General features: G+C 64.4%; 12 protein-coding genes, 2 tRNA genes and 2 pseudogenes. 12 read left to right on the forward strand and 4 right to left on the reverse strand.

Translation table 11 applies throughout. The annotated features are described in order from the left end of the window. Positions 1 to 4: 4 nt before the first annotated feature. From ACNANG_RS22110 to ACNANG_RS22140, 7 genes and pseudogenes are all read left to right on the forward strand, one after another. Positions 5 to 2,158 carry a TadG family pilus assembly protein gene (locus tag ACNANG_RS22110; RefSeq protein WP_420224818.1) on the forward strand — a complete coding sequence of 718 codons (2,154 nt, stop codon included), beginning with the start codon at positions 5 to 7 and terminating at the stop codon, positions 2,156 to 2,158. A gap of 40 nt (positions 2,159 to 2,198) precedes the next feature. Then, positions 2,199 to 3,568: pseudogene (locus ACNANG_RS22115) on the forward strand (sigma 54-interacting transcriptional regulator). 94 nt (positions 3,569 to 3,662) lie between these two features. Continuing rightward, positions 3,663 to 4,403, forward strand: a complete 741-nt coding sequence (locus tag ACNANG_RS22120; protein ID WP_420224819.1) for a DUF2968 domain-containing protein — start codon at positions 3,663 to 3,665, stop codon at positions 4,401 to 4,403. A gap of 93 nt (positions 4,404 to 4,496) precedes the next feature. Next, positions 4,497 to 4,573 (forward strand) — tRNA-Arg (locus tag ACNANG_RS22125). Between the two features lie 244 nt (positions 4,574 to 4,817). After that, positions 4,818 to 4,894: transfer RNA gene (locus ACNANG_RS22130), tRNA-Arg, on the forward strand. A 122-nt stretch (positions 4,895 to 5,016) separates the two neighbouring features. Continuing rightward, positions 5,017 to 5,817: a type I methionyl aminopeptidase gene (gene map / locus ACNANG_RS22135; protein WP_420224820.1), complete on the forward strand. Its 801-nt coding sequence runs from the start codon at positions 5,017 to 5,019 to the stop codon at positions 5,815 to 5,817. Between the two features lie 100 nt (positions 5,818 to 5,917). After that, the gene (locus tag ACNANG_RS22140) at positions 5,918 to 6,145 is read left to right on the forward strand and encodes a hypothetical protein (RefSeq protein WP_420224821.1); all 228 of its coding nucleotides are present in this window, start codon (positions 5,918 to 5,920) and stop codon (positions 6,143 to 6,145) included. 17 nt (positions 6,146 to 6,162) lie between these two features. On the opposite strand, the gene ACNANG_RS22145 is transcribed toward ACNANG_RS22140, so the two are convergent. Beyond that, positions 6,163 to 6,435: a hypothetical protein gene (locus tag ACNANG_RS22145; RefSeq protein ID WP_420224822.1), complete on the reverse strand. Its 273-nt coding sequence runs from the start codon at positions 6,433 to 6,435 to the stop codon at positions 6,163 to 6,165. A gap of 100 nt (positions 6,436 to 6,535) precedes the next feature. Next, positions 6,536 to 7,044, reverse strand: a pseudogene (locus tag ACNANG_RS22150) (DUF6496 domain-containing protein). Positions 7,045 to 7,171: 127 nt separating this feature from the next. Between ACNANG_RS22150 and ACNANG_RS22155 the strand changes: the two are divergent. The 4 genes from ACNANG_RS22155 (at position 7,172) to ACNANG_RS22170 (ending at position 10,124) form a co-directional block, all read left to right on the forward strand. Continuing rightward, the gene (locus ACNANG_RS22155) at positions 7,172 to 7,681 is read left to right on the forward strand and encodes a DUF1993 domain-containing protein (RefSeq protein ID WP_420224823.1); all 510 of its coding nucleotides are present in this window, start codon (positions 7,172 to 7,174) and stop codon (positions 7,679 to 7,681) included. After that, entirely contained in the window at positions 7,682 to 8,005 is a 324-nt protein-coding gene (locus ACNANG_RS22160; RefSeq protein WP_420224824.1) for a hypothetical protein, read from the forward strand. Between the two features lie 14 nt (positions 8,006 to 8,019). Next, positions 8,020 to 8,757 (forward strand): c-type cytochrome, encoded by a 738-nt coding sequence (locus tag ACNANG_RS22165; protein ID WP_420224825.1) that lies wholly within the window; start codon positions 8,020 to 8,022, stop codon positions 8,755 to 8,757. Positions 8,758 to 8,831: 74 nt separating this feature from the next. Continuing rightward, entirely contained in the window at positions 8,832 to 10,124 is a 1,293-nt protein-coding gene (locus ACNANG_RS22170) for a c-type cytochrome (RefSeq protein WP_420227633.1), read from the forward strand. 49 nt (positions 10,125 to 10,173) lie between these two features. Here the strand turns inward: ACNANG_RS22170 and ACNANG_RS22175 are convergent, their stop codons facing one another. Together ACNANG_RS22175 and ACNANG_RS22180 are read right to left on the reverse strand one after the other, a co-directional pair. Continuing rightward, entirely contained in the window at positions 10,174 to 10,407 is a 234-nt protein-coding gene (locus ACNANG_RS22175; RefSeq protein WP_420224826.1) for a hypothetical protein, read from the reverse strand. 17 nt (positions 10,408 to 10,424) lie between these two features. Next, positions 10,425 to 11,330 carry a DUF72 domain-containing protein gene (locus tag ACNANG_RS22180; RefSeq protein WP_420224827.1) on the reverse strand — a complete coding sequence of 302 codons (906 nt, stop codon included), beginning with the start codon at positions 11,328 to 11,330 and terminating at the stop codon, positions 10,425 to 10,427. A 74-nt stretch (positions 11,331 to 11,404) separates the two neighbouring features. On the opposite strand from ACNANG_RS22180, the gene ACNANG_RS22185 reads away from it, so the two are divergent. Then, on the forward strand, positions 11,405 to 13,552 hold the full coding sequence (locus ACNANG_RS22185; RefSeq protein WP_420224828.1) for an ATP-dependent helicase: 2,148 nt from the start codon (positions 11,405 to 11,407) through the stop codon (positions 13,550 to 13,552). Positions 13,553 to 13,618 lie beyond the last annotated feature (66 nt).

Raw genomic sequence — 13,618 nt, forward strand, 5'->3', positions numbered from 1 at the left:
CGCCATGACTGCATCGCGCGCCTTCCTCAAGCTACGTGCACAGGCTCCGCTCGCCGGGGGCCGCCACCGCCAGCGCGGCTCGGTGCTGGTGGCGACAGCGGGCGCGCTGCTGGTGTCGGTGACCCTGCTGGCCTCGGCCGATCTCGGCTATCTGTTCTACATGAAACGCGAGATGCAAAAGGTGGCGGATCTGTCCGCGCTGGCCGGCGCGCAGCGCATCGACAAGCGCAATTGCGCACCGGCCATCGCTGCCGCGACAGGCAACGCAAACGTGAATATGAGCCGGTATTCCATGACACTGCCGGCCGCCCAGAATCCGGTCACGTGCGGCCGCTGGGACCCGGCCGCGCCCGCCGCCGCCACGACGGTGGCCACCGAGGTCACGCCCACCGAACGCTATGACGGCAACCTGGTCCGTAGCTACTTCGGCACGCCCGTCACGGGTGCCGACTTCAATGCCGTGAAAGTGGCCTTCACCCAGGAAGTGCCCATGTTCTTTTCTTTCATGGGCACGCGTACCGTCAGCGTGCAGGCCATTGCCATTCGCGACACTCCGCTCGCCACGTTCTCGGTCGGCTCGAAGATCTCGACCATCAACCCGGCGCAAACGCCGTTGGGGGCGGTGCTGCGTCTGGTTGGCGCAAACGTCAACGCGTCGGAACTGGCCGGCTACAACGGCCTGGCCCAGGTCAAGGTCACGCCCAGCGGTCTGTTGCAGGCGCTGGGCATTCCCGTCAGCGCCGATCTTGGCGTGGCCGAATTGAACACCTTGCTGGCCGGCCGCCAGGTGCAACTGGGCACGTTGCTCAACGCCATCACGACCGTGGGCGGGCAGAACGGCCTGGCAAGCGCGAACGTGGCGGTCACCAATGCCTTGCAAACCGCGTTGTCGGTCCCGTCGTTGATGGTCCAGCTGGGGTCCACCGACGCGGTGGGCGGCCTGTTCGCCAAGATCGTCGCGCCGGGCGCCACCGTGGCCTCGGCGCTCAATGCGCAAGTCAGCGCGCTTGATCTGATCACGTCGGCCGTCGGCGTCGCGTCGTCGCAGCGCGCGGTCGACACGGCCATCAACGTCGGCAGCATTGCCGGCATTACCGCGACGGCCAAGCTCGGCATCATCGAACCCCCTTCGATCGGAATCGGCGGGCTGGGGACCAAGGCCTATACGTCGCAGGTACGGCTCTACACCCATGTCACCACCAACGGGGGCGGGTTGGCGAGCAGCCTGCTGAGCCTGCTCGGTACCACCATCGATCTGCCTATCGTCATCGACGTGGTCAGCTCGATGGGCACGCTGACCGATATGAATTGCGGCGCATCCCCGCCCGCTGCCACGATCGCAGTGGACTCGTCGTTGCTCAAGGCATGCGTAGGCAAAGTGAACGAATCCACGTTGTTCTCGACCCGGGAGGTCTGCGATACCGGCTTGCAGGACCAGACGATCGCCAAGGTGCTGAACCTGAATCTGCTGTCGGGCCAGGTGCATTCGAACGCGCTTGCCTCGCCCACCACGCCGGTCACGCTGTCGGTGGGTCAGACCAAGTCCACGGGGCAGAACCCACTCGCAATCGGCGATACGGTGTCATCGCTGGTCAATCAATTGCTGGGCCTGATCCTGGCGCAGCCGTCGTCGGGTGGCACGGGGGGATCGATCGCTGGCATGACGCCCGCAACGGCTGCCGACGTCGCCGACAAATATCTGACCAAATACAGCTACAACCCGACCACCATTGCGGCGCGCATGATCGCCGACGGCGTGACCTGGGGCCGCCCATGCCTGATCGGTGTGCTGACGTGCGCGATGCCGGACGTATGGAAGGGCCAGGTCACGCCGTTGATCGGCACCTGCGACAACACCTGCAAACGCAATGCCCTGATCGCCAGTCTTCAGACCACTGCCAGCAACGGCGTCATCCCGGGTTTGCTGACCGGCGCGGGCGACCTGGTGTCCGGGCTGCTGGGCGGCACGGGCAGCACGACACAGCAGAACCTGCTGCAGTCGCTGCTCAAGCCAGTCATCGAACTGCTCAAGCCCACGCTCAATGCGGTGGGCAGTGCATTGTCTAACGTATTGCTCAACGTGCTCGGCATCGACCTGGGCGTTACCGACGTCAAGCTGATGTCCTTGAGCTGCAGCAACGCCCGGCTGGTCTACTGATGGCCGCCGGTGCATGGACCAGGAAAACGAGCGCAGCATCATGAAAAACCACCGAGCGCAACAGGACGACCTGGACGTCTATGTTTGGGAAGGCAGATCGGATATTGCCGAGCGTGTGGCGCGCGCGCTTGCGGCGCTGAATGTCGATGTCATCCGCGCCGATTCGATTGCCGTATCGAGCGATATGCTGCAGGCCCGCACGTCCGTTGCCGTGATTTCGGTCACGGTGATCGAGCGGCCGAGTTTCAACGCGCGCGACTGGCAGGCGCGTCATGGCATGCCCGTGATCTGGGTGGCGGCCGAGGCGCGCGGCAATGATCCGAGCGTCTATCCTCCGGAGTACTCCAACATTCTGACGCCCGACTTCACCCCCGCCGAACTGCGCGCCCTGGTCTTCAAGCTTGCCGGTGTCGTGCGGGAGAGCGCGCGTCCGGCGCCGATGGCCGACCCATTGATTGCATCGTCCGCCTGCATGCAATTGTTCCTGGCCGAGGTCGATGCATTTGCCGACTGCGATTCGAACGTGCTGGTTCGCGGCGAAACGGGCACCGGGAAGGAACGTGTCGCGCGCCTGCTGCACGAACGTCATCGCCGCTACGGCCGCGGCCCGTTCGTCGCGGTCAATTGCGGCGCCATTCCCGATGGCCTGTTCGAATCGCATTTTTCGGACACGCCAAGGGCGCCTTTACCGGCGCTGCGTTCGCGCACAAGGGCTACTTCGAGCAGGCGCATGAAGGCACCCTGTTCCTGGACGAAATCGGCGACCTGCCGCTGTATCAGCAGGTCAAGCTGCTGCGCGTGCTGGAGCAGAACACGGTCACGCGCCTGGGATCCACCAACGAGATCCCGGTCAACTTCCGGCTCGTGGCGGCTACCAACCGCCCGTTGCGCGACCTGGTGCGGCAAGAGCTGTTTCGCGCCGATCTGTATTACCGGCTTGCCGTGATCGAGCTGATGGTGCCGAGCCTGGAAGAGCGGGGCGCCATCGACAAGATCGCGATCTTCAAGGCGTTTCTTGGCCAGATCCTGCCGGATCAGGACGTGGAAGTGCCGGACTGGCTGGCCACGATGATCGCGCAGACCCGGTTTACCGGAAACATTCGCGAACTGCGCAACATTGCCGAGCGCGTCGGCATTACCGTGCGGCAGTTCCGCGCGTGGGATCGCGCGCGCATCGGCCGCATCTTTTCTTCGCTGGAAGACCGCGCCGATCGGAATGCCGCGGCCAGCGAACGCAATCCGCAAGACATCGCGGAACGCAATCGCATCGTGGTGGCGTTGGACGCCAACGGCTGGCGCCGGCAGGACACCGCATCGTTCCTGGGGATCAGCCGCAAGGTGCTGTGGGAAAAGATGCGCAAGTACCAGATCGTCGGACAGGAAGCCGAGGTCGCTGGAGAATTCGATTGAACCCAAACTATCGCGCCGTCGTCAGGCGCCTTCCATTAAAATGTATCCAACGTTGATCGCAAGCCTCAGACAATCACAAGCAAGGATGGCTGGAATGAAATTGAAGAGCCGCAGCATGATCCAAAGCGTGGGGATCGTAATGCTGTTGTCGGGAATGTCGGCAGGGGCCGCGGCGCAGGGCATCATGTCCTCCGGGTCCACGGTCCGGCCAGTCGTCACGCAAGGCGCACCGGCATCGCAAGGCGCACCGGTTTCGCAAAGCGCGCCCACGCAGCCGGACAACAGCCCGGCCGCCAACAGCACCATCGCCGAATTGCAGGGCCTGATCCAGGCGCGTGGCCTGAACGAGCTGCGCACCACCTACAACGGCAACTATGGCGCAAGCCTGTTGTTCCGCGCCGAAGACCTGGTGTATTACGTGGCCATGTTCCAGCAGAAAAACTTCTGGCGTGTGGTCAAGACGACGTCCGAGCAGCAGGCCGAACAGCTGTATCGCAACTTCGTGGACCAGACCGTGCAACTGGCCGACGTCGACATCCGCCGCATCAAGCTCGACGCCGAGCGGGCCAGCACGGAAAAGCTGATCTCGGTCAACGAAAGCCGCCTGACCGCGCTGCAAAACGACCTGAACGTTCAGCGGCAGCAGGAACAGCAGGTGGCGGCGCGCCAGGATCAGGCCCGTGCCGAAGCGGCTGCGCTGGCCAACGATCGCCAGCAGGCGCGCGAACAGCTCACGACCTTGCAGCGGCAGATCCGTGCGCTGGAAGAGCAGCAGGCGAAGCTGGATGCCGTGGGTACCCAGGCCCCCGGTGATACCGCCCGCCGCGGCAGGTAAGCCTTTGAACGCCGTGCATCGGGGCGGCTCGGTGCAACATTGCGCCCATTTGCACGACAGCAGTTTTTGTTGCTATACTTTCGTTTCTTTGCAGCGCCCGTAGCTCAGTTGGATAGAGTACTTGGCTACGAACCAAGGGGTCGTGGGTTCGAATCCTGCCGGGCGCACCAGAACAAGGCCGTTGTGTATGCAGTAGTCATCATGCAGCGGCTTGAAACGGTCTGAAAGCCAACGCTTTCAGACCGTTTTGATTTAATGCCCCGATGCGCCCGGCGTGTCGTGGTGGCGGTATCTGCAGTATCAGTATTACCCGTACTACCGTATGCGCTGTGCGATTTACAGCAGGAAGCCCGGTCGGCCTGGTTGATTTGAAGCCGCCGCAATTTCCATGTTATAAACACGCCTCGCTACATAGCGCCCGTAGCTCAGTTGGATAGAGTACTTGGCTACGAACCAAGGGGTCGTGGGTTCGAATCCTGCCGGGCGCACCAGAATTTGTTGATTGCATGACACGCGTTGCGCCGGTTGCGGCAACGTTGACCGAAACGGGCGCCCATAAGGCGCCCGTTTTGTTTTGCCCGCCGCGGCCTGCCAGCCCATTACCCGGAACGCCATGAGCATCGATATCAAGACCAAAGCCCAGATCGAAAAGATGCGTCTGTCGGGCCGGCTGGCGGCCGAAGTGCTGGATATGCTGCGTCCCTTGGTCGTGCCGGGCGTGTCGACGGCCGAACTGGACGAGCGCGCCCACGATTACATCGTCACGCGGCTCAACGCCCTGCCCGGCAAGGCCGGCTATCGTGGCTTTGAACACACCTTGGGCACCTCGATCAATGGCGTGGTGTGGAACGGCGTGCCACGCGACAAGGATGTGCTTCGAGATGGCGACATCGTGGGCATCGAAGTCGCACTGATCAAGAACAGCTGGTTCGGTGCAACGACCCGCACTTTCCTGGTGGGCAAGCCCGATGCGGCCGCCAAACGCCTGGTGTCCGCGACCGAGGCCGCGTTGGCGGCGGCCATTGGCGTCGTGCGGGAAGGCGCGCGGCTGGGCGACATCGGGCACGCCATCGAACGCGTGGCCAAGGCCGCGGGCTTTTCGGTGGTGCGGGAATACTGCGGCCATGGAATTGGCCGTGGCTATCACGAAGAACCCGAAGTGGCGCACACCGGGCGGATGGGTTCGGGCTTGTGGCTGAAGAAAGGCATGGTGTTCACGATCGAACCCATGCTGAACGCCGGTGGTCCCGATGTGGAAAACCTGGGTGACACGGTCGAAGTGGTCACTTCCGACGGCGAGCTGTCGGCGCAAGCCCAACACACCGTACTGGTAACCGAAACCGGCGCCGACATCCTGACGGCCTGGCCCAATCGCGAGCGTGCGGCGCCGCGTACGGGTCGCCAGGAAGGATGAGGGTTCAAGCAATGTGTCGGCAGAATGACACACCAGGTCAAGTCAGCACGCGCAGGCATACGTAGAATATCTGTCGTACTGCCTTAGCCAGGAAGCGACGGTGCCCCCCGACAATCTCAAAACCCTGCTGGAACGCGCGGTGATCGATGCCGACCTGCGCGAACGCGTGACCGTGATCCTCTCCGCCTCGTCAGCCCACGTCGCTGACCGGATGGCCATGCTCGCGACGGACCACGGTCTGCCGTTGACGGCCGACGAGTATCGCGTTGCCGTGTCGTCGGTGGCGCAGGTCGTCATCGTGCCCGACAACGGGCCTTGGGTGCATTGACGACGGCGTGTGCGTCCTTACCGGGCGGGCACCAGTTCATAGCCGCGATTGCGCATGCAGGTCATGCTCTGATCCGATCGGCGCATGGCGGCGTCGACCCCCGGTCCGACCTGACCGCGATTGGACGCTTCGAACGATCCCCGCGACATATTCGACGCCTGCTGGCACGCCGCCCGATCGGCCTCCACACGGCTCTCGCTCGCGCCTTCCTTGCGCCATACATAATTGTCGGACGCGCATCCTGCCAGCACGAGCAGCACGCCCGCCAGCACCATTCCTGACTTCATCATTCCAGCCTTGATCGTTTGAACGATTGCGGCCACATGCCGCAATCTCTTGCCGCCATCATTATGGGCGCAATGGCGCCCAGGGCCGCCGTCCTTCTGCGAATCAGGCCGCCGCCTTCCGATTCTTCGCACGGGTTTCCGCTGCCTTCTTCGCCGCCGCGGATCGGCCCGCCGCACCCTTTGTTTCGGCCGCCTTCTTCGCCGCCGCCGACCGGTCGCCCGACGAACGCTTGCTGGCTGCCTTTTTGGCCTGTGACGATAGCGCCTTGGTCGACGCGCCTTCCGTCGACTCCCGTTTCAACGCGGCCTTGGTGGCCTTTGACCGTGTCTTGGACGGTGCCTTCCTGGGCGTCTTGCCGGCTTCCAGATCCTTTTCCGCATGGTTGCGTGTCGACGTCTTCGACGCTTTCTTGGCGGGGGATCCAGCTTCACACCGGCGCGGCGCGCCTCGGACAATCCAATCGCCACGGCTTGCTTGCTCGATCGCACCCCGTGTTTGCCGGCGCGGACCTTGTCGATCTGTTCCTTCACGAATTCACCGGCCTGGGTCGAGGCAGACTTGCCGGCGCGTTTGTCGGCCTGGGCTTTCTTGATGGTGCGGGCTTCGGGCATGGGGGCTCCTGTCAGGACATGCGTTCGAATGGTGACGCGCATGGCCTGGCAGGCAGCAACTTCTGTGCCCCCGTGCCAGGTTCTGCCCCGGTTCTATAATCGCGGCTTCCTTCTGCTGGAGCGCCCCATGGCCCTCTCTTTGCACACTGCGTCCGTTCCGGTGTTCGTCCAGATGCTCGACAGCCTGGCCGCCATCCTGGCGAAGGCAGAGACCTACGCAACAAGCCGCAATATCGAAGCACCCGCGCTGCTGCAGGCGCGCCTGTTTCCCGACATGCTGCCGCTGGTCCGCCAGGTCCAGATCGCATGTGATTTCGCGCGCGGCGTGTGTGCGCGACTTGCCGGGGCAGAGGTGCCATCGGTGCCCGATACGCACGCATCGTTTGCTGAACTGCGCGGCCTGCTGGCATCGACCCGCGACTACATCCAGTCGCTCGACCCGGCGGCCATCGACGCGGGCGCGGATCGCGACATCGTGCTGCGCCCCAATACGCCCAAGGCCAGGCAATTCCAGGGCGCGGCCTATCTGCTCAGCTACGGACTGCCGCAGTTCTTTTTCCACGTGACGACCGCCTACGACATCCTGCGCCACAACGGGCTGGACATCGGCAAGCGCGACTTCATGGGTACCTACTGAATGACATCGCCACCGATCGACGAGGCCGCCGTCAACATGATCGTCCAGCGCACCATGGCGCTGGCCACGCGGATCCAGACCGGCGCGGTCCAGGGTACGGCGATCCGGCGCGATACCGACAAGGTGGTGCAGGACGCGCTGGCTCACTTTCGCAGCTGGAAGCACGCGGATCCGGAAGACACCCGCGCGCTGCTGGTGGACATTCTTCGCACCATGAGCCAGCGGGTGCCCGCATCCCAGCCGCAGTTTGCCGAGGTCATGGTGACCGTGGCGGACCACATCGCGGTCGGAAAGATCACACCCGACGATCACGTCGACACCTAGCGGGGACGCCTGCCATGCCCAGTTTGCCGTTTCGTTCTCTGATTGCCGCCGTGTTGGGCGCCAGCCTGTCCTGCGCATCCAGTGTGTCGGTGGCTGCCGACCCGCAGCAGGTATATCCGCCCGACAGCATGGGCGCCCGGCTCGCCGCCTGTACCGCCTGTCATGGCGCGCAGGGCAAGGCGGGTCCCGATGGGTACTACCCGCGGATTGCCGGCAAGCCTGCCGACTACCTGTTCAATCAGCTGCGGCATTTTCGCGATGGACGGCGGCAGTATCCGCCCATGCAAGGTCTGCTGGAAAACCTGTCGGACGATTATCTGAAGACGATCGCCGGCTGGTTTGCCGACCAGCATCCTCCTTACGAGGCCTCGGCGGCAAGCCGCGCGTCGGCGGCCACGCTGGAACGGGGCAAGACCCTGGCGATGACAGGCGACCCGTCGCGTAAGGTGCCCGCCTGTGCAGCCTGCCACGGTAGCGCGTTGACCGGTGTGCTGCCCGCGATACCCGGATTGCTGGGCGTGCCGCATGACTACATCAGTTCGCAGTTCGGCGCGTGGACCAATGGCCTGCGCAAGGCGTCGGCGCCGGACTGCATGGCGGATATTGCCCGCCGCATGACGCCTGACGACATCAGCGCCGTCGCCGCGTGGCTGTCGCAGCAGCCGGCGGGCGAAGGCCTGCCGGCCGCCTCCTTGCCCGCGCCGCTGCCCCTCGCATGCGGAAGCCAGGCAACGACCGGAGGCGCATCATGATCGGGGGCCAAGACGGGAAGGGCGTTGCCACCGCACGCGTCGCCCGCACCGGCACCCGGCTGCGGCTGGCGTGGATGGCGGTCGGACTGGTGGTCGTGCTGGGCGTGGCCTTTGCGGTGCTGATGTCGATGGGACATCGTGAAGACGAGCGTGATGCGGTGCGTCCGGCAGCAAGCGATCTGTCCGACGCCGCCCGTATCGAACAGGGCCGCTATCTGGCCCTGGTCGGCAATTGCATGGGCTGCCACACGGCCGTCGGGGGTACGCCGTACGCAGGTGGCCGCGCCTTGCCCACGCCCTTTGGCACGTTTTATGGTCCGAACCTGACGTCCGACGCCGAAACCGGTTTGGGCAAGTGGTCGGCCGACGATTTCTGGCGTGCGCTGCATAACGGCAAGGCGCCGGACGGCCAACTGCTGTACCCCGCGTTTCCGTATGCCACCTACACCCAGGTCAGCCGTGACGATGCCGATGCGCTGTTCGCGTATCTGCGGTCGCTGGCTCCGGTCAAACACGCCAACCGCGCGCACGACCTGGTCTTTCCATACGACCAGCGGGAACTCGTGGCGGTCTGGCGCGCCCTGTACTTCCGGCCCGGAAACGACGCGGCCAAGGCGGGCCGACCTGCCGCGACCACGGGCGAGCCTGCAGCAGAGGCCCAACTGCTGCGAGGACGCTACCTGGTCGACGGCATTGGCCACTGCGCCGAATGCCACACGCCGCGCAATCGTCTGGGAGCCCTGCAGCGCGACGCCAGCCTGTCCGGCGCGCGGATTCCTGGCCAGAGCTGGTATGCGCCGCCGCTGTCCGGCGATCCTGTGACGGGACTGGGGAAGTGGTCGGCGCAAGACATTGCCGAATTGCTTCAAACCGGCATTTCGCGCCGCGGCTCCGCGGCCGGCCCGATGGCGGAAGCTGTCCATGTCGGCCTGCAATACGTGCGCGACGACGACGCCAACGCCATGGCGGCCTATCTGAAATCCCTGCCTGGGCAGGGGCTGGATGCGGGCGCCGTCGGCGCGGCGCCCTCGGCCACCGTCATGGAAACCGGCCGCGGCCTTTACGAGGCCCAATGCACCCAGTGTCACAAGTCATCGGGCGAGGGCGTCTATCCGGCCTGGCCGCCGCTCGCGGGCAATCTGTCGGTCACGGCGCCGGATGCCGTCAATGCCATCAGGTTGGTGCTGCGCGGCGGCTTTTCCCCATCGACCGCCGGGCACCCGCAACCGCACGGCATGCCGCCTTTTGGCCAGGCGATGAAAGATCAGGACGTCGCCGCCGTGGTGTCCTATATCCGGAACAGCTGGGGAAATAGCGCGGGCGGCGTTTCGCTGAGCGACGTGCGCAGGGTGCGCGAGGCCCGCTGAAAAACGCATGGGGCAAGGCGCGCCGAGCGGGATCGGCGCGCCTGCGGCCTTACATCTGGGGCGCGGGTCCGTCCCAGTAGGGCTCGGCCTGTTCCAGCGCTTCGCTGGCGCTGAGGGGCTCGTACACAAAGAATTCGAGCCGCCTGGGTTCACCCGATGCGTTGGTCGTTTCAAGCTCGCGACGCACGTAGACCGTGCCGTCGTTGATGGCGACGATGCGGTCTTCGTCTGAATCCGGAACCGGTTCGCCGTGCCGGGTACCACCAATAAACGTCTTGCGCACAGGAAGCTCCTTGTCAGTCATTGCTGCAGTGTAGCAATCCTGGATTTCAGGTTTGCGGCATTCCTCATGCCCTGGTCTTCGAAGTTGGTGTTGAGAACGACGTGGGTGTCGCGGATCGTTCGGGACAGCCTGGCAATGCGTCGGGCCAGTTCGTCGAGTTCTTCGGGACTGTATTCGTACATGAAGCGGCCCGAAGAGGCGGAGGTTCGCGCGTTCCAGGCCTGGGCGTTGCGCCCGTGCAGGCGCACGACGGCCAGGTCGGGGTGCGTGGTGGCCCAGACGGCGGGCGCGGTATTGGGTACGCCGACGGGGCTGTCCACCACCACGTGCACGGCGCCCAGGTCGCGTTCCCAGTCCAGTGTCCGGGCGGCGGCAGATCCGTCGAACCAGCTTGCATCACGAAATTCCACCGCCAGGGTGTGTTCCTGCGCCAGGTGCGCGCAGCGCTCCACATGCCGGATGCTGCGTGCGTGGCGGCGCACCCAGGGCGGAAACTGGAAATGCAGGGCGCCCAGCTTGCCGGCCATGCGCAGGGGTTCGACCGCGATGGTGAAGCGCCGCCACACCTCGGCACGCATGTCCTCGGGCACGTCACGGTAATACACGGCGGCATTGTCGTTGTCGGGCAGCATGCGGCGCAGGTCGCTGGGGAAGGCATCCCGCGGTGTCGGATGCCCGGTGAACAGCCTGAACGCCTTGACGTTGAACATGAAGCCGTCCGGCGTGCGCTGCGCCCATCGATGCGTGGTGGCCGGGTCGGGCAGGCGGTAATAGCTTGCGTCGACCTCGACGAAAGAAAAGCGAGACGCGTAGAACCGTAGCCGCCTTTCCGGCGTGGTGGCATCCGGCGGATAGAAGCGACCGCACGCCAGCAAGGTCGGATCGGTCCAGGATGCGGTTCCTACGTGGATGTCACAGGGCACGGCAGTCGGTTTCAGGTCATCAAGGCTGTATGAATATACAGTATCATGCGTTTCATGAACTGAAGATGAGCGTCATGGAAGCTTCTCCCACCCTTCACGCCGCCACACCGGCATCCGCATCCGACTACCTGTCCGACCTCAACGCGCAGCAGCGCGAAGCGGTTGAATACGGTGTCGGCACGGCGGTCGCGCCGCCCGCCTTGCTGGTGATTGCCGGGGCAGGGTCAGGCAAGACCAACACCCTTGCGCACCGGGTGGCCCATCTGGTGCTGAACGGCGCCGACCCGCATCGCATCCTGTTGCTGACCTTCTCGCGGCGCGCCGCGGTCGAGATGGAACGGCGGGTAGGACGGGTACTGCAGAAGGTGCTCAAGCTGCGTAGCGGTGTTGCGCCGTCCTTGCCGTGGGCAGGCACCTTTCACGGCGTCGGTGCGCGTCTGCTGCGTGAATACGCCGGCCGCATCGGGCTGGCGGAATCATTCACCATCCATGACCGCGGCGATTCCGAAGACATGATCGGCATCGTGCGCCACGAACTGGGGTTTTCGTCGGCGCAAACCCGTTTTCCGCTCAAGGGTACCTGCCTTGCCATCTATTCGCGGGTGGTAAACAGCCAGGCCCCGCTGTCCGAGGTGCTGCAAGGCGCGTTTCCGTGGTGCTCGGCATGGGAAGCGCAGCTCAGGCAGTTGTTTGGCGCCTATGTGCAGGCCAAGCAGAACCAGCATGTACTCGACTACGACGACCTGCTGCTTTATTGGGCGGAAATGATGACCGATCCGGGCCTGGCTGCCGAGGTCGGCGGGTCTTTCGACCACGTCCTGGTCGACGAATACCAGGACACCAACCGGCTGCAGGCAGCCATTCTGCTGGCCATGAAGCCAACGGGGCAGGGGCTGACGGTCGTGGGTGACGATGCGCAGTCCATCTACTCTTTCCGCGCCGCCACGATCCGCAACATCCTGGACTTTCCGGGCCAGTTTGCAGAACCGGCGCACGTCGTCACCCTGGAACGCAACTACCGGTCTACGCAGCCTATCCTGGATGCGTCCAACGCTGTCATTCAGCAGTCCACCGAACGCTACGCCAAGCAACTCTGGACCGACCGCGCCTCGTCGCAACGTCCGCTGCTCGTCACCGTCACGGACGACGCGGGCCAGGCCCGGTGGATTGCCGACAAGGTGCTCGAAAACCGTGAAGCGGGCGTCAAGCTGACGGCGCAGGCCGTGCTGTTTCGCACGTCCAGTCACAGCGCCATGCTGGAACTCGAACTGACCCGGCGCAACATCCCCTTTGTGAAGTTTGGCGGGCTCAAGTTTCTTGAAGCGTCGCATATCAAGGACGTGCTGTCGGTGCTTCGTTGGGCGCAGAACCCGCGCGGCAGGTTGTCCGGCTTCCGGGTCGCGCAGTTGATTCCAGGGATCGGGCCCGTGTCAGCGGGCAGGGTGCTCGATGCCATGGCCAGCGCGCCCGATCCCCTGGCAGCCATGCAAGCCTTCCAGCCTGGGTCCGCCGCCCAGGAAGACTGGCGTGCCTTCAGCCTGACCTATGAAGCCATCGCCGGCGCGGGCGCCAGCTGGCCGGCCGACCTGGAACTGGCGATCCAGTGGTACACCCCGCACCTTGAAAGGTTGCACGAAGACGCGGCGGTCCGCCGGGGCGACCTGGATCAACTGGCGCGTATTGCGGCCACCTATCCGTCGCGCGAAAAATTCCTGACCGAACTGACTCTGGACCCCCCGGATGCGACCAGCGCCGAATCGGGCGCGCCGCTGCAGGACGAGGACTACATGATCCTGTCCACCATCCATTCCGCCAAAGGGCAGGAATGGAAGGTCGTGTACGTGCTGAACGTCGTGGACGGCTGCATTCCTTCCGATATGAGCACGGGCACCAAGGAAGACATCGAAGAAGAACGCCGGCTGCTGTACGTGGCCATGACGCGGGCCAAGGAACAGCTGCAGCTGATCGTGCCGCAGCGCTTCTACGTCACGCAGCAGACCGGCATGGGCGATCGCCACATCTACGGGTCGCGTACGCGGTTCATTCCAGACTCGCTGCTCAAATGGTTTGAACGCATGCCCAAGCCGCCGCAGCCGGCCGGCCTGGCCGAGCGGCGATTGACCCCCGAGGCGGCAAAGATCGATATTGCCAGCCGCTTGCGGGGGCGTGGAAGTAGGGCGGATAGGCCCGTCACAACAGGGGTTGACGGCAAATTACTTTAAGTGTCAAATAGTTTTGTCGATGCGGGTCGGTCGACGTTTTGTCCAGGGTTCAGGACTCGGCGCAAC

It is taken from the genome of Pigmentiphaga litoralis (assembly GCF_048632615.1).
Taxonomy (GTDB): domain Bacteria; phylum Pseudomonadota; class Gammaproteobacteria; order Burkholderiales; family Burkholderiaceae_B; genus Pigmentiphaga; species Pigmentiphaga litoralis_B.

What these genes read in the sequence shown, in the direction of transcription:
- ACNANG_RS22120 (WP_420224819.1), top strand. Translation starts at nt 3,663, where the DNA reads ATGAAATTGAAGAGCCGCAGCATGATCCAAAGCGTGGGGATCGTAATG.
- ACNANG_RS22170 (WP_420227633.1), top strand. Translation starts at nt 8,832, where the DNA reads ATGGCGGTCGGACTGGTGGTCGTGCTGGGCGTGGCCTTTGCGGTGCTG.
- ACNANG_RS22155 (WP_420224823.1), top strand. Translation starts at nt 7,172, where the DNA reads ATGGCCCTCTCTTTGCACACTGCGTCCGTTCCGGTGTTCGTCCAGATG.
- ACNANG_RS22165 (WP_420224825.1), top strand. Translation starts at nt 8,020, where the DNA reads ATGCCCAGTTTGCCGTTTCGTTCTCTGATTGCCGCCGTGTTGGGCGCC.
- ACNANG_RS22185 (WP_420224828.1), top strand. Translation starts at nt 11,405, where the DNA reads ATGGAAGCTTCTCCCACCCTTCACGCCGCCACACCGGCATCCGCATCC.
- ACNANG_RS22145 (WP_420224822.1), bottom strand. Translation starts at nt 6,435, where the DNA reads ATGATGAAGTCAGGAATGGTGCTGGCGGGCGTGCTGCTCGTGCTGGCA.
- ACNANG_RS22160 (WP_420224824.1), top strand. Translation starts at nt 7,682, where the DNA reads ATGACATCGCCACCGATCGACGAGGCCGCCGTCAACATGATCGTCCAG.
- map (WP_420224820.1), top strand. Translation starts at nt 5,017, where the DNA reads ATGAGCATCGATATCAAGACCAAAGCCCAGATCGAAAAGATGCGTCTG.
- ACNANG_RS22110 (WP_420224818.1), top strand. Translation starts at nt 5, where the DNA reads ATGACTGCATCGCGCGCCTTCCTCAAGCTACGTGCACAGGCTCCGCTC.